Below are 17,847 nucleotides of genomic sequence, written 5' to 3'. Positions count from 1 at the left end.
ACTGTCGGACAGAAGTCACTGAAGAACATTCGCCGAACGGGAGCGGCGAGTGCTCACAATAGTTCTGTCCGACAGTATGACAACGCTGCCCCGTGTTATTACTGGCCCGCGAGCGACCGTTCCCTATGGGAATCGATTACTCACAGTTGCGCGACCCGAACGCCGAGTACACGATGCGGGACCTCTCGGCCGAGACGATGGGCGTCACGCGCGAGCGCGGGCAGGGCCGCGACGTGGAGATCACGGACATCCAGACGACGATGGTCGACGGCAACTTCCCGTGGACGCTGGTGCGGATCTACACGGACGCGGGCATCGTCGGTACCGGCGAGGCCTACTGGGGTGCCGGCGCGCCCGAACTGATCGAACGAATGAAACCGTTCCTCCGGGGCGAGAACCCCCTCGACATCGACCGACTGACGGAACACCTCTTTCAGAAGATGTCCGGCGAGGGATCGGTCGGCGGCGTCACTGTCACCGCCATCGCGGGCGTTGAGGTCGCGTTGCACGATCTGGCGGGGAAAATCCTCGAAACGCCGGCCTACCAGCTGATGGGCGGGAAGTACCGCGACGAGGTACGGGTGTACTGCGACTGTCACACCGAGGAGGAGGCGGATCCGATCGCCTGCGCCGAGGAAGCCGAGCGGGTCGTCGAGGAGTTAGGGTACGACGCACTGAAGTTCGATCTGGACGTCCCCTCGGGTCACGAGAAGGATCGCGCGAACCGCCACCTTCGCGAGCCCGAAATCGCTCACAAGGTAAGCATCGTCGAGGCCGTTACCGAGGCCGTCGGTCATCGCGCCGACGTCGCCTTCGACTGCCACTGGACGTTCTCGGGCGGGAGCGCTAAACGGCTCGCGAGCGCGCTCGAGCCCTACGACGTCTGGTGGCTCGAGGACCCAGTGCCGCCGGAGAACCACGACGTCCAGCGGGAGATCACGCAGTCGACGACGACACCGATCGCGGCCGGGGAGAACGTGTACCGCAAGCACGGCCAGCGGCGTCTGATCGAAGAACAGGCGGTGGATATCATCGCGCCCGACATGCCCAAGGTCGGCGGGATGCGCGAGACGGCGAAGATCGCGGACAAGGCGGACATGTACTACATGCCGGTGGCGATGCACAACGTTTCCTCGCCGGTCGCGACGATGGCCAGCGCCCACGTCGGCGCGGCGATTTCGAACTCGCTGGCCGTCGAGTACCACTCCTACGAACTCGGCTGGTGGGAGGATCTGGTCGAGGAGGACGTCATCGAGGACGGCTACATCCAGATTCCGGAGCAACCCGGACTCGGCCTGACGCTGGATATGGACGCCGTCGCCGAGCACATGGTCGACGGCGAGGAACTCTTCGACGAAGCCTGACCGGGACCACAGTGAGCCCGACCGCGGGTGCGAGCGACAAGATCAGTTCGGCGTCGTCCCGCCCGACCCGATAGATCGGCGCAGCCCTTCGAGTGATGTATTATTACACCACATATTTACTACGCTACCGTCGATAGTCGATCCGTGAACCGGAGCAACGAATTCGACCCGACCAGCGGACGAACGGCCACCGACGGCGGCACCCCCGAAGCCGATCGCGGGTTCGAGAGCGGCGATGGCTCGCACCATCCCGGCCCGCCGCGGTTCGTCACCGTCGACGACGGAATCGTCAACCCGAACGGGCGAGAGATGGAGACGCGAGACGATCTCGCGCCGCGGAATCCGGAGGCTGGCGCAGCGTACGACTGGCGAATCCTCGAGTCGCCGGCCGGATCGACCGCGGAACCGACCGACGACCCCGTCGCGGAATTCGAACCGGACGTGCCCGGCGTCTACACGCTCGCGCTCGAGGCACCCGACGGAATCCATCAACTGACGGTGCGCGCGTTTCCGGCCGAAGACGAGAGCGATCCTCGGCCACGGGTCTCGCTGGATGCGGCGATCGGCGACGATCGAATCGAACTTTCGGTGACCGCGACGGTCGCGGGGTCAGATCGGGCGGACGACGACCTCGAAATCGAGTACTACGTCGACGATCGCGACGACGCCGAGATCGGTCCCGACGGAACGATTCCGATCGAGAACGTGACCGATCGGGTCCGCGTCTACGCGGTCGCCGTCGGCGATCGTCACTCGGTGCCGGACGCGATCGAACTGGTGCCGGCGAGCGGTGCGGAGGGTGTGGATGACACCGACACGGGGACCACCGAACCGGTACGCATCGAACGTCCCTTCGAACCGCCGGACTGGGTCACGGACGCGCCCGTCTACGAGATTTTCACGCGGCGGTTTCCCGACCAGGACGAGCCCACGTTCGAGTCCATCGCGGACCGACTCGACCACCTCGAGACGCTCGGGATCGACGTCCTCTGGCTGACGCCGTTTCTCGAGGCCGAGAGCGGGTTCGGGACGCCGATGGACCACGGCGGGCCCCACGGTTACAACACGCGGGACTACTTCGCGGTGGATCCGGACCTCGGGACGATGGCCGATTTCGAGGCGCTGGTCGACGCCTGCCATGACCGCGATATTCGGGTCGTCTTCGATCTCGTAATCAACCACACGGCGGATACACACCCGTTCTACGAGGCTGCCGTCGACGAGTCGCACCCGGATCACGAACGCTACCGAGACTGGTACCGCTGGGAGGAGTTCGAGGCGCGCGATCCGGACACGTACTTCGGCTGGGACGGCATTCCGAACCTCGATCACGGCAATCCCGCCGTCAGAGCGTACCTGCTCTCCGTCGTCGACTTCTGGGCCGAGACGGTCGACGGCATCCGAGCCGACGTCGCGTGGGGCGTCCCGCTGAGTTTCTGGACGGAAATCCACGACCGCGTGACGAGCGCGGACAGCGAGTTCTTCCTGTTAGACGAGACGCTTCCCTCCGACGTCGAGATGGGCGGCGGCCGGTTCCACATGCACCACGACGACGTTCTTCGCGACACGCTCGAGTCGATCGGCGCGTCGGTTGGGACGACGGACGAAACGGGACGCGATAGCGCAAACGCCGACGACCGCGAGAGCGAAGGTTCCGACGACTCCGAAGCGGACGCCGTGGCGGACGAGTTCACCGATTCCGGCGTCGACGCCGATGGCGCGACGGCGATTCTCGAGGCCATCGCGGAGCGCGACCGCCGCGGTGCCCACCCCGATTCGGAGTGGCTGCTCTACGTCGAGAACCACGATACGGATCGATACCTGACCCAGTACGGTCGGGACGCCCAGCGGGCCGCCGGCGCCGCCACGTTCACGCTTCCCGGATCGCCGATGCTCTACTACGGGCAAGAAACCGGGGCGACCGGCCGACGGGAGCCGATGAACTGGGACGCGTTCGACGACGACCTGCTCGCGTTCTACCGGCGGCTGATCGACCTCCGGCGCTCCCACCCCGCATTGGCGAGTGACGCGCGACTCGAGCGACTCGAGTTCGAGGCCGACACCGACGCGGCGGTCGCGTTCGCGCGGGCGGATCCGGCGAGCGGACGACAGGTCGTCGTCCTGTTACACTTCGGCGAAGGAACGGCGACGGTCGAAATCGACGACCCGATCGAGACAACCGATCTTTGCAGCGGCGATCCGGTTTCCGAGGGTGACTCTACGGAGGGGTGGAATCACGCGATTGCCGTCGATAGCGTCGTCGTGCTCGAGTCTGTTGCTTGACGAGATCAGTCCGACGAGTTACGGCGAGACCTGTACCGTCCTGATTCCTAACGATTTGCAGGCTTCGTGTACGAGCGGATCGATATCGGCACCGATCAGTATCCGTTCGTCGACCTCCCAGTTCCAGTCGTCGGTAAGGAGCGCTTCGTAGGCCACGAGTTGACCGACCCCTTTCAAGGAAAGGGGCCCGGTTTTGCACTCGACGAGCGCCACCGACTCCTCCTGAAAGTGGTGACTGCTGTTCATGCGCCGAAACAGCTCCGTCTTGCTCACGCTTGAGCCGTGACCGTCCGGATTCACGTACTCGACCATCCCCGTTCGCTCCGGGTACACTTCCGGGAGATCGAACTCTTGAGAGGTGAGACAGACGGCATCGATATGCTTCACGGCAGTTGTTCCGTCTACGCTTAGTCCAACGGGAACCTCGACCCACCACTTTCCCGTCGGGGAGAGATCTGATTTGATGAAACTTTCGACTAGGTTATCGTGACCAGCACCCATGGAAACCGATCGAATCGCCGTAGAAATAAACCATCTGATCGATCAGCCCACATTCAAAAGAGGCGATACCAACTAATAGAAGAGGTGGTGAAAATCGGCGTTTGAGGGCCTCAGCCTTCCATCCCGCCGAAGGAGAGGCCGCTCTCGACGTAGCTCTGGGCGAAGAAGTAGATGAGCGCGACCGGCGTCGCGAAGAGGATCGCGAACGCGGCGAACTCGGTCCACGGCGTCGAGTACCGACCGGACGTCGCGAGGGAGTAGAGTTCCACCGAGAGCGTGTAGTTTTCGGACTGGAGCAGCGTCTGGGCGATGATGAACTCGTTCCAGCCGGCGAGGAAGGTGAAGACGAGGACGACGGCGATTCCCGGCTTCGAGAGCGGCAGGATGACCTCACGGATGACCTGCCACTGGCTGGCGCCGTCGACCATCGCGGCCTCCTCGTAGGAGACCGGGATGTTGTCCATGAACGTCTTCAGCAGCCACGTGTTGAACGGGATGGCCGTGCCCGCGTAGAACAGTCCCAACACGAGCAGGCTGTTGTCGAGCCCGAAGTTGACGAACAGCGCGTACAAGGCGATGAGCGTCGCGATCGATAGCCCCGCACCGACCTGCGTGAACAACACGTAGCCGTAGAGGATCTTCGTCCGCCCGGCGAACCTGCGCCGCGAAAGGGCGTAGGCACCGGGGATGATGACGGACAGCGAGACGCTGACCGTCACGAAGACGACCACGAGGCTGTTGAGCAGCGCCTCTCTGAAGGTCGAGTCTTCGATGAGGACGTACCGGTAGGCGTCGAGATTGTACGTGCTCGGATCGGCGAAGATCCCGTCGGAGCTCATCAGCCCGACCCCCTGTGAGAGCGAGGCCGTGAGCATCCAGTAGACGGGGAACAACAGGACGACGAGCAACCCGACCGCGCTGCCGGTCGCGATCAGGCTCTTTGCGAGTTCCTGCGGCCGTTTGTGACCGGACCGTACCGCCCGAATATCGTCGATGAGTTTCATTCCGATCCCACCCCCTCGGCGAGACCGCCTTTCTTGACGGCCAGCCACATGAACACGCCGATGAAGGCGATTGCGGTGACCATGATCGCGGAGGCGAACGCGTACTCGTGGTTGACGATGGCTTCACGGTAGCCGTAGACGAGAATCAGTTCGTTCTGTCTCGCCGGCCCGCCGCGGTTGAAGATCCACGGAATGAGGAACTGCTGGAACGACGTCGCGGCGGTGAGAATCGACGCAAACATGACCGGGCCCTTGATCGCGGGCAACGTAACGTGGATGAAACGGTACAGATAGCCCGCGCCGTCGACCTTGGCCGCGTCGTGAAGTTCCGCGGGCACGTCCTGAAGCGCGCTCACGATGATGATCACCATAAACGGGTACGCGAGCCAGACTTCGGTCGTTACGTACGCGAAGAACGTGCTCCAGCGACCGCTGAGCCAGGCGACTGGCATATCTACGAGCAGGAACTCGGGCGCACTGACCGCCATGAAAAAGACGGCGCTATCGACGACGCCGGCGATCCAGGTAACGGCACCGTTGTACATGGCTAACATCTCATTTAACGGCCCGAAACGGGCGCTACTGAACATTCCTCGCCAGATCGTAATCGTGAAAATCGGCGGGAATCCCATCGGGATGATGATCATCGCTCGCATGTACCGCTTCCCGATCACGTGAGAGTGCGTGAACAGCATCGCGATCCCGATCCCGACGATGACCTTGATGACGAGGCTCACTGCGAGGAACAGCCAGGTGATTCCGATCGAGTTCCAGAACAGTCGATCGGTAAACAGCTCGACGTAGTTTTGTAGTCCGACCAGCGATGCATCTCCGCCGATGACGGTTCCCGCGTGTGTCGCGTCTGTCAGCGACAGGTAGATCAGGAACGCGATCGGGTAGAGCATGAACGCCGAGAACAGGATCAGCCCCGGCAACACGAGAAACAGCCCGATGTCTCGTGAGCCGAAGGGAAGATCACGCAGCCGCTCGGCGGACAGCGGTAATCGGTTGCGGGGTAGCGAAACCATAGATCAATCGTAGTAGCCGTCGGTTAGTCCCAGGCGTCGCGAACCTGCTCTGCAGCCTCTTCGAACGCTTCACGCGGCTCTTCGTCGCCGATGAACACGCGCTCGAGCGCGTCTTCGACGGGATCCCAAACCTGATTCATTCGCGGATCGGTCGGCAGCGGGATCCCCGAGTCGATCGTCTGGGCGAACATCTCGACGTCCTCGCCGAGTTCGTCGCTTTCGACGTAGTCCTGATGAACCGGGACCATCCCGTAGTCCTGTGCGTTGGTGAGGATGGCGTCCTCGTTGGTCGTGTGGTACTCCGTCCAGTCGACGACCGCGTCGGAGACGTCGTCCTCCGCCTCCCCGAGTCTCGACGTGAAGTACCACATCTGCACGCCCGTGTACGGACGCGGCTCGCCGCCGTCGACGGTCGGGAGCGGTGCCAGCGTCACGTCGAAGTCGCCGTCGCGGAAGCCGCCGACCTGCCACGGGCCGTTGATCGCAAACGGCGCGTTGCCGTCGTTGAACACGGCCACCTGGGATTCGTAATCCGGGTCCTCCGGAACGTACGGGTAGAACGAATCCGCGAGCAGTTCGACCCCTTCGATCGTCTCGTCGTTCTCGAGACCGAGTTCGCCCGACTCCTCGTCGTAGTAGTAGCCGCCGTAGGCGTGTACCCAGGCGCTGACGAAGTACGGGTCGACCGACGGGTACGAGAGACCGTACTGGCCGTTTTCCGGATCGTGGTGGTCTTCCATGATCGACTCCATCTCGGAGACCGTCTCCGGCGGGGAGTCGACCAGATCCTCGTTGTACATCAACGTTACCGTCTCCGCACCGTACGGCAGGCCGTACACCGCGCCCTCGTACTGCACGGCTTCCGCGGCGACCTCGGTGTACGTCGACTCGAGGTCGACCTCGAGGTCGTCGCCGGCGTCGGTAACGAACTCCTGGTCGTGGTAGCGACCGATCCAGTCGTGGGCCCACGCGAACGACTGGGGACCGCGGTCGGCAGCGAGCGCGGTCTCGAGCTGTTCTTCCAGTTCGGAGACGCCGTCCGCCGTCAGCGCCTGGTCGCGATCCTCGTTGAACGCCTCGAGGTGCGATTCGAAGGTGTCGGTTTCCGCGTCTTCGAAGTCGTGCCAGAGGTTTGCACCGTCGTCATCGTCGCCGAGACAGCCGGCGATTGCCAGTGCTGCGCTCATTCCCCCTACTGCCTTGAGAACTGATCTGCGGTTGGTTGCCATAGGTCAAACAGTGATGAATCATATCTTCACATATTTAGTACTTTGGAAACGCGGAGTCGATGTACCCGAGTGACCAGTGATGACCGCGTTCACGAGGGGTTATCGGTGTTGTGGCCATCTGTTCGCGAACGAACAGAGGCGAGCCGTCGCGAGGATGAAACCGTCCCCCGAACTGAAAACGCACTGAACCGATCGCTCTCAATTATGGATGTAATATTACTTCTTAGATCGTGGGTTTTGAGAAAGGATTTTACGTCCCCTCGCCAAACGGGGTGTACAATGGCACGTGTCACGATCGAATCGCTTCGAAAGGAGTACGATACCGGCTCAGTCGTCGCGGTTGACGATCTCTCCCTCGAGATCGACGACGGAGAGTTCATCACGGTCGTCGGTCCCTCCGGCTGTGGAAAGACGACCACGCTCCGGATGCTCGCCGGACTCGAGCGACCGACCGCGGGAACGATCCAAATCGGTGACGATGACGTCACCAACGTTCACGCGAAAAACCGAGACGTGGCGATGGTGTTCCAGAACTACGCGCTCTACCCGCACAAGACCGTCTTCGAGAACATGGAGTTCGGGCTCCGAATGAGCACCGAGATGGTGGAGGACGAGCGCGAACAGCGCGTGGTCGAGGCCGCCGAGATGATGGGGATCGGCGACCTGCTCGAGGACAAACCCGACGAACTCTCGGGCGGGCAGAAACAGCGCGTCGCGCTCGGGCGCGCGATCGTTCGCGAACCGGATCTGTTCCTCTTCGACGAACCGCTGTCCAATCTCGACGCCAGTCTTCGTACGGAGATGCGCGCCGAGATTCAGCGAATCCAGAACGAACTCGGGATCACGGCCGTCTACGTCACGCACGATCAAGAAGAGGCGATGACGATGGGCGACCGGATGGTTATCCTCAACCACGGGGTCCTCCAACAGACCGGGCCGCCGACCGAGGTCTACGAGAATCCGGTCAACCAGTTCGTCGCCGGCTTCGTCGGATCGCCCTCGATGAACTTCGTGGACGTCGACGTACGGCGCGACGGCGACCGGATTCAGTTGCTCGGTCCCGACGGCCGATTCCAGTTCGACCTCTCGGCAACGTACGCCGACCAGCACGCGGCCAGCCTCACCGCGGATCGCTACACGCTCGGCATTCGCCCCGAAAACGTCTCCGTTGCGAGCGGGGCGGCCGACAATACGATCGAGGGCACCGTCGAAGTCGTCGAGCCGGTCGGCTCCGACAACTACCTCCACATCGATATCGCGCCGGAGTTTATCGCCCGCGTCGAATCGACGGTCAGCCCCGAGCCCGGCGAACAGGTGAGGCTGACGTTCTCGGAATCCGATCTCCACCTCTTCGATTCCGAAACCGGGGCCGACGTCTTCGGCTCCGAGAACGAACCGCCGGAAATGACCGCACGGTAGTTCGACCGTCGTTTCGGACCGCCGAGGCCCCGAGCGTACGTGACGTCGTGCCGACCGCCGATCTCGAACGCTGTTTTTGCGGGCTGATACGCGGTTTGCCACTCGAACTAGCGCGTTTCACGGCGAAAAAGAGGAGCGTATACTGTTCTCGGAGACGCTGTTTCGGCGCGACCACCGACTCGTGAGCGCGCGTAACCACCGCTACTCGTGACCGGTCGCCCGTCCGCCGGTTTCGACGCCCGACTCGACGGGTTCAGCGGTCTCGAGCGCGCTCGCAGTCGCGAGTCTGATCGCGTGTGGCCACCCGAGCGGGGTCGCACTGTCGGGCGTGCCGTCGTCGAACAGTTGCTCGGGGAGATATCCGCCGGGTCGACGGAGCAGGCCGCCGGGCGCGACCAGCGCCAGCAGCTCGCGTCCGCGGTCGTCGAACTCCGCGGCCCGCGGGTGGTCGTTCGCGGCAAACAGGTCGCGGAGTTCGACGGCCGCGTTGGCACCCCACGCCGTCGTCACCGTCCAGATTTTCGGCTCCGTCTGGTCCCGGAGCCGCCACGGGTCGCCCTCGAAGCGCGCCAGTCCCTCGATCGGGCCTTCGGGGTCCCGATAGAGTCCCTCGAGCGTCGTCTCGAGGTGGCTGCCGAGACGGTCGAGTCGTTCGTCGTCGACCGTCGCGATGGCATCGTACTCTCGGTGGGCCGACGCGAGCGCGAGCGTGCTTCCGTCGAGTCGCTCGTCGAGTTCGCCGTCCTCGAGTCGCATCGCGTAGCAGTCGCGTTCCGAGAGCCAGAGATCGTCCAGCGCCGCGTAGACGCGTTCCGCCTGTGCGCTCGCGTGAGCCGCGACGTCCTCGTCGACCGGAGCCCGCGCGATCGCGGCGTACGCCTCGAGAAACGTCGCCGCCGTGTGCGTGAACCGACCGGTCATGTTCTCCCACGCGTTCTGGACGTCGCCGGGGAGGCCGTCCGCTTCGAGGGTGGCGTCGATCCCCTCGAGCGCGGCGGTCAGCGTCTTGTTGACTCGCTCGTCGCTCGGATCGACCCGTCGGAGGTAGGTCGCGAGAAACGCCGCGACGCTCGCGGTCTGGTCGGCCTGGTAGTCCGCGGAGTCACCCTCCTCGAGCCGCCCGTTCGCCCATCCGGGGGCGAGTTGACCGTTGTGCGGCCAGACGCGGTGGGGCCACGTCCCGTCTTCGAGTTGGGTGTCGGCGTAGAAGCGAGCGCTGGCGGCGTGCCACTCCTCGAGGTCGGTCTCCGTGCGCAGATCGGTCTCGAGCAGGAATCGGGCGATCTCGGCGTCGTCGCGGAACCAGGTGTAGCCGTAGCCGCCGGAGTAACGGTAGAAGGGGTCGAACTCGGGGCCGGCGATTCGCGCGCCAGTCGCGGACCGGAGGAGACAGAGCGCCCGTAAGTCCACGAATTCGTCGCCGAGACCGGCGCCCGCGTCGGGGAGTCGATCCCGAGCCTGACTCCGTCCCGCCTCGAGGATCGACTCCCGGTCGTCGTGAGCGAGCGCGTCGTCTCGGACGCGTTTTAACGCGTCGGTCCGATCCGCGCCTTTCGTTAGCAGCGTCGCGACGGTTCCGGCGGGCGTCGATCCCGTCAGGTCGAACTCGACTCTCGTGATCGGGCTGAGTCGAGCCTCCTCGTACCGGTCGTCGTCTCTGTGCCGCGGGAACGTCGCGGGTTCCGCGGCGAGCAACTCCTCGAACCGTTCCGGGACCTGCCCCGAGACGGAGAGGTCGGTCGAGGCGGCGACGAAGTCCCGTTCGCTGTCGTGGTGGACCTCGACGGCGTCGTCGTGCCAGAGTTGGCCGACTCGATTCGCCCGTCCTTCGGGTGCGAATCCGAAACAGGCCTCGATCGACGCGTCCGCGTCCGGCCCGTCCTCGAGGACGAAGTGGGTCAGGTGGCGGTGATCGATCGTGAGGTCGTACTGCCGACAGGTGTAGCTGCCCGCGTCATGGACGGTTTCGACGACGGCGGTTCCGTCGACGTACTGCTGTTCGCCCTCGTCGAACCAGTGTCGTTCGTCGTCGACGACGAGCGCGAACCGTGAGCGTTCGATGCCGGAAACGCCGGAGAGCGGATAGGAGTAGTCAGTGGTCGAACCGTCGGGCGCGACGTGGACGAGTCGGTCGTCGAGACCGGAAAACAATCCTGTCGTGGACCGGCGCTCCCCGGGGAACCGATGCGAGTCGCCCCGTGAGCGCTTGAAATCGTTGAGGGCGCCGTGTAATTCCATCGTATACTCAGTTCGCCCGCCCCCCATTAAACTTTGTTGAAAAATGTATTCCTACTTTCTGCAAGCGGCGAAGTCCGTTCGTTGCCGTGAACGCAGTCACCGTCGGCTCCGGTACGTCGAACGGCGTGACAGTCTCATCGGGAATCTTTTACACTAACCGACCGATCTGTGAGGTACTGAGTAACCATGGATACTGACGATCTTGCCGATCTGCTCGAACGCTTCGGCCTCTCGGAGAAGGAGGTTGACACCTATCTCGCGATACTCGATCAGGGCGAGTCGAAAGCCAGCACCATCGCGGACGCTGCGGACGTCTCCAAGCGGTACGTCTACAGCATCAGCGAGGAACTCGAGACGCGTGGCTTCGTCGAGGTCGACGACCACTCCGTGCCGACGGTGATTCGCCCCGTCGACCCCGAGACGGTCGTCGGCCGACTCACGGAAAGCGTCGAAGCGATCGAGCCGGAGCTCCAATCGCGGTACACGACGACCGAGCGCACGGGCGAAGAGTTCGAGGTAATCAAGGCCCGCCAGACGGTCCTCAAGCGGATCGAGGGGCTGCTCGCCGGCGCCGAGACGGAAGTCACGCTCTCGCTGCCCGCCGAGGTGCTCCCGCAGATCCGGTCGACGCTCGAGGACACCGTCGATCGGGGCGTCCTCGTCTTGCTCCTGTTGGGCGGGACCGACGACGAGCAGGATATCGCGTCGCTGGCGGGGACGGCGAGCACCGTTCGCACGTGGGATGCACTCGTTCCCACGATGCTCACGGTCGACAGCCAGCACGGACTGCTCGCACCCAGCCAGATGCTGACGAGTTCGACGAGCGATACGAGAGCCATTTCGATCTCCCAGCCGCAGCTCGCACCGGTCTTCGTCGGGTCGTTCCTCGCGAACTACTGGCCGACCGCCGAGGAGCGGTACGTCACTGCAGCCGGCGACCTCCCGCGGACGTTCGAAGGGTTTCGCAACGCCGTCTTCCAGATCGCCCTTCACCGCGCCACCGACAGCCGGATCGAAGCGACCGTTACCGGGTCGCCGGTCGGCGAACGCGACCTTCCGTCGACGCTCTCCGGCGAGGTCGTCGCCGTTCGACAGAGTCTCGTCCGCCCGGTCTCGTCGACGGTGCCGATCGAGAACGCGATCGAACTCGCTGTCGACGGCGAGCGCTACACTATCGGTGGCACCGGCGCGTTCCTCGAGGACTTCGAGGCGGAGTCGGTGACCGTCAGTCCGCTCGAAGAGTAGAACGACGCGACTGTTTTTCGTGCGTGAGTAAATCTCTTGAGGTGTGGGAGCAAACGTCCCGATGTGATGGACTGGGCTCGCCCCCCGACCGGAGGTATCGCCGATGACTGACAGCCGCGCGATCAGGGATCGGATCGTCGAGAGCGGCGTCGTAGCGGTTCTCCGCGGGATCGACGAGGACCGAATCGTCCCCGTCGCTCGAGCGATCTACGACGCGGGCGTCGACGCGCTCGAGATTACGGCGGACGGGACCCGCGCGAGCGAACAGATCGCCGCCGTCGACCGCGAACTGCCGGACGCGGTCGTCGGCGCGGGGACCGTCCTCGACGCGCCGACGGCACAGTCGGTGATCGACGCAGGGGCAGAGTTCGTCGTTTCGCCGAGCACCGACGTCGAGACGATCACACTTTGTAATCGACAGGGCGTGCTCTCGGCTCCGGGCATCATGACGCCGACGGAAGCCGTCACCGCGATGGAGAACGGTGCGGACGTGCTCAAACTGTTTCCCGCCTCGACCGTCGGACCGGGCCACATCGGCGCGATTCGAGGGCCGCTCGGCGAGGTCGACGTGATCCCGACCGGCGGGGTCTCGGCCGACAACGCCGCCGAATTCTTCGACGCCGGTGCCGTCGCCGTCGGCGCTGGCAGCGCGCTCATCGATTACGACGCGATCGCTGACGACGATATGACGCAGGTCGAGGAGTCCGCCGCAGCGTTCGTCGAGGCCGTCGAGTCCGCACGTACCGACTGAAACGATCTGTTGTAACTGTCTGCCGGAGACCGCAAGACCGTTCGCGGCCGCTCCGGCGCTGACGTACAGCAGTCCGTATGAATCGGTCACTTTCGGTTCGTTCGTCTCTTTGAACAGCGGTGTGCTGGATCGCTTCTCCCAGGAGCGATAGCGCCGCCGACCCCGACGATGTCTTTCGAATCCAACAGTTACTGGCGCTGACCAGCCGCCGTTCAAAATGATTTACTACGAATGAGGTAAACTTTTATTGGCTGGCGCCCATAGGTTGAACTATGAAAGCGATCGCTGTCGAACCCGGGGCCGGGGAACCCGTCCTCGTCGAAACGCCCCGTCCCGATCCAGCGCCCGGCGAAGCGCTCGTCCGCACGCTTCGCGTCGGCGTTGACGGGACCGATCACGAAGTCATCGCGGGCCACCACGGGAACCTGCCCGACGGCGCGGACCGACTCGTCCTCGGCCACGAGGCCGTCGGCGTCGTCGAAGACGCGAACGGGACCGACCTCGAGGAGGGCCAGTACGTCGTGCCGACAGTCCGGCGCGCGCCCAACGGCGGCAACGAGTACTTCGAGCGCGGCGAGCCCGACATGGCTCCGGAAGGGAAGTACGTCGAACGCGGTATCGTCGGCGCGCACGGCTTCATGGCGGAGTACTTCACGAGCCCGGCGGAGTATCTCGTGCCGATTCCCGAGCGACTCGCACCGCTCGGCTTCCTCGTCGAGCCGATCAGCATCACCGAAAAGGCACTCGAGCACGCCGTCGCCTCCCGCTCTGCGTTCGACTGGGAACCCGAATCGGCCGTCGTGCTCGGAAACGGCTCGCTCGGACTGATCACGCTCGCGATGTTCGAGACGGTCCTGGACATCGACCGGACCTACTGCCTCGGTCGACGCGACCGCCCGCACCCGACGATCGACCTCATCGAAGCGCTCGGTTCGACGTACATCGACTCGCGCGAGACGCCCGTTCCCGAGATTCCCGACGTCCACGAACCCGCCGATCTCGTCTACGAGGCGACCGGCCACGCGAAACACGCCTTCGAAACGGTCGACGCGCTCGCACCCAACGGCGTCGGCGTCCTCCTCGGCGTGCCCGAGCCCTGGGAGTTCGAAGTCGACGGCGGTCGCCTCCACCGTGAACTCGTCCTTCACAACAAGGCCCTCGTGGGAACCGTCAACTCCCATCGCGGCCACTTCGAATCCGCGATCGACAGCCTCTCGCAGCTTCCGACGTGGTTTACCGACGACCTCGTGACCGGCGTCTACGGCCTCGAGGAGTACCAGTCCGCCTTCGATTCCGATGACGACGTCGTAAAGACGGCCGTCGAATTCGGCGGCGTCTGATCGCGGTTCGGCCCAGTTACCGCCGAACTCGACCGCCGGTTGCTTTTTTCGCCGAGCCGTCCGCGGCCGCGGCGACGACCAGAAGATAGAAACTATTACTATTTTCGAAGTAAGAATTTGGGCCATGGGAGTTGATTACACGCGCTTGCACGATCCGAACGCCGAGTACACGATGCGGGACCTCTCGGCGGAAACGATGAACGTCACGCGCGAGCGCGGGGGCGGTCGCGACGTCGAGATCACCGACATTCAGACGACGATGATCGACGGGAACTTCCCGTGGACGCTGGTGCGGATCTACACGGACGCGGGCATCGTCGGTACCGGAGAGGCCTACTGGGGGGCAGGTGCGCCCGAACTGATCGAGCGCATGAAGCCGTTTCTCCGGGGGGAGAACCCGCTCGACATCGACCGGCTCACGGAGCATCTCGTCCAGAAGATGTCCGGTGAGGGCTCGATCGGCGGCGTCACCGTCACCGCCATCGCGGGCATCGAAGTCGCCCTCCACGATCTGGCAGGAAAGATTCTCGAGGTCCCGGCCTACCAGTTGCTGGGCGGGAAGTACCGCGACGAGGTACGGGTCTACTGTGACTGTCACACCGAGGAAGAGGCCGATCCGATCGCCTGCGCTGACGAGGCCGAGCGCGTCGTCGAGGAGTTAGGGTACGACGCGCTGAAGTTCGATCTGGACGTGCCCTCGGGCCACGAGAAAGACCGCGCGAACCGCCACCTGCGCGGCCCAGAGATCGAGCACAAGGCGTCGATCGTCGAGGCGATCACCGAACGCGTCGGGTCGCGAGCCGACGTCGCCTTCGACTGCCACTGGACGTTCTCGGGCGGCAGCGCGAAGCGACTCGCCAAGCGGCTCGAGGAGTACGACGTCTGGTGGCTCGAGGACCCAGTGCCGCCGGAGAACCACGACGTCCAGCGGGAGGTGACCCAGTCGACGACGACGGCGATCACCGCCGGCGAGAACGTCTATCGCACGCACGGCCAGCGGCGATTGCTCGAGGAGCAGGCCGTCGACATCATCGCGCCCGACATGCCGAAGGTCGGCGGGATGCGCGAGACCCGGCGGATCGCGGATCTGGCGGATCTCTACTACGTCCCCGTCGCGATGCACAACGTTTCCTCGCCGGTCGCGACGATGGCCAGCGCCCACGTCGGCGCGGCGATCTCGAACTCGCTGGCCGTCGAGTACCACTCCTACGAACTCGACTGGTGGGCCGATCTGGTCGAGGAAGACGTCATCGAGGACGGCTACATCCAGATCCCGGAGGAACCCGGACTGGGCGTCACGCTGGATATGGACGTCGTCGAGGAACAGATGGTCGAGGGCGAGGAACTCTTCGATTAAGTACGGCGAAATCGATATCAATCGACTCAGCGCCCCTCAGAACCTCTTAACGTCGGAACAGCGTTTCGATGTTTTCCGGATCGAAGTCATCCGGTTCGACGTCGCCCTCTGTCTCGATCGCCCGCGCGAGATACGTGACGCTGTTGATCAGACCGAGATGCGAGAACGCCTGCGGAAAATTCCCCAGAAGCGTGCCATCCTCGGGATCGACCTTCTCGGAGTATAGCCCCAGCGGACTCGCGTAGTCGAGCACGTTCTCGAAGTACTCCCGTGCACGCTCGAGGCGATTCGAGAGGATGAGGGCGTCGATCAGCCAGAACGAACAGAGTAGGAACGCCTTCTCCTCGTCGCGGCGGATGTCGGTGTCGACGAACCGGACGACGAGCCCGTCCTCCGTGGTCAGCCGATCGAGCACGGCGTCGATCGTCGACTGTACGCGCTCGTCTTCGGGCGGCAGGAACTCGTAAATCGGGATCAGGAGGGCCGTCGCGTCGAGGGCCTCGTCGGTCTCGAAGTGCTGTACGAAGCTCCCAGCCTCCTCGCTGTAGCCGCGTTCCTCGATTTCCTCGCGGAGGGCCTCGCGATTGTCGCGCCATTTTTCGATGGGTGCCTCGAATTCGTTTTCGGTCGCGAGCGCGATTCCGCGGTCGAGGGCGACCCAGCACAGCAGTTTCGAGTGCAGGAAGTGTCGCCGTTCGTCTCGGAACTCCCAGATCCCGGCGTCGCGCTCCTCCCAGTGAGCACAGACGTAGTCGACGATGTCACAGATCGCAGCCCAGTCGTCGTCGTCGATCGGCGTTCCGGCGTCGAACCGGATCGTCTCGTAGATCGCCTGGACGATCGTCCCGTACGCGTCGAGTTGCTTCTGTGGCGCGGCCGCGTTGCCGATGCGGACCGGATCGGTATCGCGATACCCCGAAAGATGCTCGAGGGTGTGTTCGTCGATGTCCTCCTCGCCGTGGAGCCCGTACAACGGCTGGATTTCCGCGGGATCGGTGTGGGCGATGTCGGCGAACCAGTCGAAGTACTCCCTGGCCTCCTGTCGGTGGCCCGTATCGTGGAGCGCCTGAACGGTGAACTTCGCGTCGCGAATCCAGTTGTACCGGTAGTCCCAGGTCCGCGGCTCGCCGATCGCCTCGGGGATCGAGGTCGTCGGCGCGGCCGGAATCGCCCCCGTCTCGTGGTGGATCAACAGCTTCAACAGGAGTTCCGAGCGGACCACCATTTCGTGCCAGCGCTCGGGCATCGACTCGGGAATATCGTCCCGAGAACCGAGCCACTCCCGCCAGTAGTGTTTCGTCTCGTCGAGGGTCTCCTGAGGATCGATCGACGCCATCGGCTCCCGGCCGCCGTACTGGACGCCGACCCAGCAGTCGTCGTCGGCCGTGAGCGAGACCGTTCCTGTCGCCGCCCCCGCCGTGTCGTCGATGCCGAACTCGAGGTCGCCGAACAGGTGGAGTCGCTCGCCGCCGGCGGCGGCTTCGTTGTACGTGGCCTGTGCCCCGGTCTCGTGGCTCCCGTCGCCGCTCGTGGCGACGACGCCGTCAGCAGTCGACTCGAGCGTCGCTTCCTTGCGGGCGTAGTCGAATCCCGGTTCGAACTCGACCGTCATGTCCATCGAGCCCCGATCGCACTCGAGACGGCGATAGATCGCCTGCTGGAACCGCTCGTCGTCCGGCATTCCGTCGTTCCGGATCGGCATGAAGTCGGTTACCGTGGCCTGTCCGTCGTCAGTCTCAAATGTCGTCTCGAGGACGTTCGTTCGGTCGGCGTAGCAGTGACTCGACTCGTGTGGTTCGGCCGGCCGCACGGAGAAGTGACCGCCCCGGTCGGCGTCGAGGATTCGGGCGAAAACGCTCGGCGACTCGAGGTGGGGGAAACAACACCAGTCGATCGATCCGTATCGGCTGACGAGCGCACAGCGGTCGTCGTTGCCGATGATACCGTAGTCGCGCAGGGGTGGATACTCCATACGAACGTGGGTGGGGTCTGTAGAGACGGTCGGCGGAGCGATTCAACGATCGGTACATTGCGCGGAATCGTCAATAAGCGTCGGCCGGCAGTGGCCGGGGCCTCGTCTCGCCGTCT

At 64.1% G+C, this 17,847-nt stretch carries 13 protein-coding genes; 7 read left to right on the top strand and 6 right to left on the bottom strand.

Features of this window, described 5'->3' with window-relative positions; genetic code table 11:
- Positions 1 to 125 precede the first annotated feature (125 nt).
- Entirely contained in the window at positions 126 to 1,364 is a 1,239-nt protein-coding gene (locus GS429_RS03635) for a mandelate racemase/muconate lactonizing enzyme family protein (RefSeq protein WP_160062810.1), read from the top strand.
- Positions 1,365 to 1,508: 144 nt separating this feature from the next.
- Positions 1,509 to 3,647: an alpha-amylase family glycosyl hydrolase gene (locus GS429_RS03630; protein WP_328821225.1), complete on the top strand. Its 2,139-nt coding sequence runs from the start codon at positions 1,509 to 1,511 to the stop codon at positions 3,645 to 3,647.
- A gap of 18 nt (positions 3,648 to 3,665) precedes the next feature.
- On the opposite strand, the gene GS429_RS03625 is transcribed toward GS429_RS03630, so the two are convergent.
- From GS429_RS03625 to GS429_RS03610, 4 genes are all read right to left on the bottom strand, one after another.
- Positions 3,666 to 4,148 carry a hypothetical protein gene (locus tag GS429_RS03625; protein WP_160062808.1) on the bottom strand — a complete coding sequence of 161 codons (483 nt, stop codon included), beginning with the start codon at positions 4,146 to 4,148 and terminating at the stop codon, positions 3,666 to 3,668.
- Between the two features lie 110 nt (positions 4,149 to 4,258).
- The gene (locus GS429_RS03620) at positions 4,259 to 5,152 is read right to left on the bottom strand and encodes a sugar ABC transporter permease (protein WP_160062806.1); all 894 of its coding nucleotides are present in this window, start codon (positions 5,150 to 5,152) and stop codon (positions 4,259 to 4,261) included.
- Complete coding sequence (locus GS429_RS03615; protein ID WP_160062804.1) at positions 5,149 to 6,180, bottom strand: carbohydrate ABC transporter permease; 1,032 nt, start codon at positions 6,178 to 6,180, stop codon at positions 5,149 to 5,151. The genes GS429_RS03620 and GS429_RS03615 overlap by 4 nt, the downstream gene beginning before the upstream one ends.
- A 23-nt stretch (positions 6,181 to 6,203) precedes the next feature.
- Positions 6,204 to 7,367, bottom strand: coding sequence for an extracellular solute-binding protein (locus GS429_RS03610; protein ID WP_235920726.1), 1,164 nt, complete (start codon positions 7,365 to 7,367; stop codon positions 6,204 to 6,206).
- A gap of 321 nt (positions 7,368 to 7,688) precedes the next feature.
- Here GS429_RS03610 and GS429_RS03605 point away from each other — a divergent pair, with 321 nt between their 5' ends.
- A complete protein-coding gene (locus GS429_RS03605; RefSeq protein ID WP_160062800.1) occupies positions 7,689 to 8,828 on the top strand; it encodes an ABC transporter ATP-binding protein in 1,140 nt (379 codons plus the stop codon).
- Positions 8,829 to 9,029: 201 nt separating this feature from the next.
- Here GS429_RS03605 and GS429_RS03600 read toward each other — a convergent pair whose 3' ends face one another.
- Entirely contained in the window at positions 9,030 to 11,066 is a 2,037-nt protein-coding gene (locus GS429_RS03600) for a DUF7997 domain-containing protein (protein WP_160062798.1), read from the bottom strand.
- 186 nt (positions 11,067 to 11,252) lie between these two features.
- Between GS429_RS03600 and GS429_RS03595 the strand changes: the two genes are divergently transcribed.
- The 4 genes from GS429_RS03595 to GS429_RS03580 all read left to right on the top strand — a co-directional run bounded on the left by GS429_RS03595 (position 11,253) and on the right by GS429_RS03580 (position 15,759).
- Entirely contained in the window at positions 11,253 to 12,311 is a 1,059-nt protein-coding gene (locus tag GS429_RS03595; protein ID WP_160062796.1) for a TrmB family transcriptional regulator, read from the top strand.
- Between the two features lie 103 nt (positions 12,312 to 12,414).
- Positions 12,415 to 13,062 (top strand): bifunctional 4-hydroxy-2-oxoglutarate aldolase/2-dehydro-3-deoxy-phosphogluconate aldolase, encoded by a 648-nt coding sequence (locus GS429_RS03590; protein WP_160062794.1) that lies wholly within the window; start codon positions 12,415 to 12,417, stop codon positions 13,060 to 13,062.
- A 272-nt stretch (positions 13,063 to 13,334) separates the two neighbouring features.
- Complete coding sequence (locus GS429_RS03585) at positions 13,335 to 14,402, top strand: glucose 1-dehydrogenase (RefSeq protein WP_160062792.1); 1,068 nt, start codon at positions 13,335 to 13,337, stop codon at positions 14,400 to 14,402.
- A 124-nt stretch (positions 14,403 to 14,526) separates the two neighbouring features.
- On the top strand, positions 14,527 to 15,759 hold the full coding sequence (locus tag GS429_RS03580) for a mandelate racemase/muconate lactonizing enzyme family protein (RefSeq protein ID WP_160062790.1): 1,233 nt from the start codon (positions 14,527 to 14,529) through the stop codon (positions 15,757 to 15,759).
- 46 nt (positions 15,760 to 15,805) lie between these two features.
- On the opposite strand, the gene GS429_RS03575 is transcribed toward GS429_RS03580, so the two are convergent.
- Entirely contained in the window at positions 15,806 to 17,731 is a 1,926-nt protein-coding gene (locus tag GS429_RS03575; protein WP_160062788.1) for a glycoside hydrolase family 15 protein, read from the bottom strand.
- Positions 17,732 to 17,847: the final 116 nt, after the last annotated feature.

It is taken from the genome of Natronorubrum halalkaliphilum (genome assembly GCF_009834785.1).
GTDB lineage: Archaea > Halobacteriota > Halobacteria > Halobacteriales > Natrialbaceae > Natronorubrum > Natronorubrum halalkaliphilum.
This window is presented reverse-complemented; position numbering and strand designations above follow the sequence as displayed.

What these genes read in the sequence shown, in the direction of transcription:
- GS429_RS03635 (WP_160062810.1), top strand. Translation starts at nt 126, where the DNA reads ATGGGAATCGATTACTCACAGTTGCGCGACCCGAACGCCGAGTACACG.
- GS429_RS03625 (WP_160062808.1), bottom strand. Translation starts at nt 4,148, where the DNA reads ATGGGTGCTGGTCACGATAACCTAGTCGAAAGTTTCATCAAATCAGAT.
- GS429_RS03620 (WP_160062806.1), bottom strand. Translation starts at nt 5,152, where the DNA reads ATGAAACTCATCGACGATATTCGGGCGGTACGGTCCGGTCACAAACGG.
- GS429_RS03615 (WP_160062804.1), bottom strand. Translation starts at nt 6,180, where the DNA reads ATGGTTTCGCTACCCCGCAACCGATTACCGCTGTCCGCCGAGCGGCTG.
- GS429_RS03610 (WP_235920726.1), bottom strand. Translation starts at nt 7,367, where the DNA reads ATGAGCGCAGCACTGGCAATCGCCGGCTGTCTCGGCGACGATGACGAC.
- GS429_RS03605 (WP_160062800.1), top strand. Translation starts at nt 7,689, where the DNA reads ATGGCACGTGTCACGATCGAATCGCTTCGAAAGGAGTACGATACCGGC.
- GS429_RS03600 (WP_160062798.1), bottom strand. Translation starts at nt 11,066, where the DNA reads ATGGAATTACACGGCGCCCTCAACGATTTCAAGCGCTCACGGGGCGAC.
- GS429_RS03595 (WP_160062796.1), top strand. Translation starts at nt 11,253, where the DNA reads ATGGATACTGACGATCTTGCCGATCTGCTCGAACGCTTCGGCCTCTCG.
- GS429_RS03590 (WP_160062794.1), top strand. Translation starts at nt 12,415, where the DNA reads ATGACTGACAGCCGCGCGATCAGGGATCGGATCGTCGAGAGCGGCGTC.
- GS429_RS03585 (WP_160062792.1), top strand. Translation starts at nt 13,335, where the DNA reads ATGAAAGCGATCGCTGTCGAACCCGGGGCCGGGGAACCCGTCCTCGTC.
- GS429_RS03580 (WP_160062790.1), top strand. Translation starts at nt 14,527, where the DNA reads ATGGGAGTTGATTACACGCGCTTGCACGATCCGAACGCCGAGTACACG.
- GS429_RS03575 (WP_160062788.1), bottom strand. Translation starts at nt 17,731, where the DNA reads ATGGAGTATCCACCCCTGCGCGACTACGGTATCATCGGCAACGACGAC.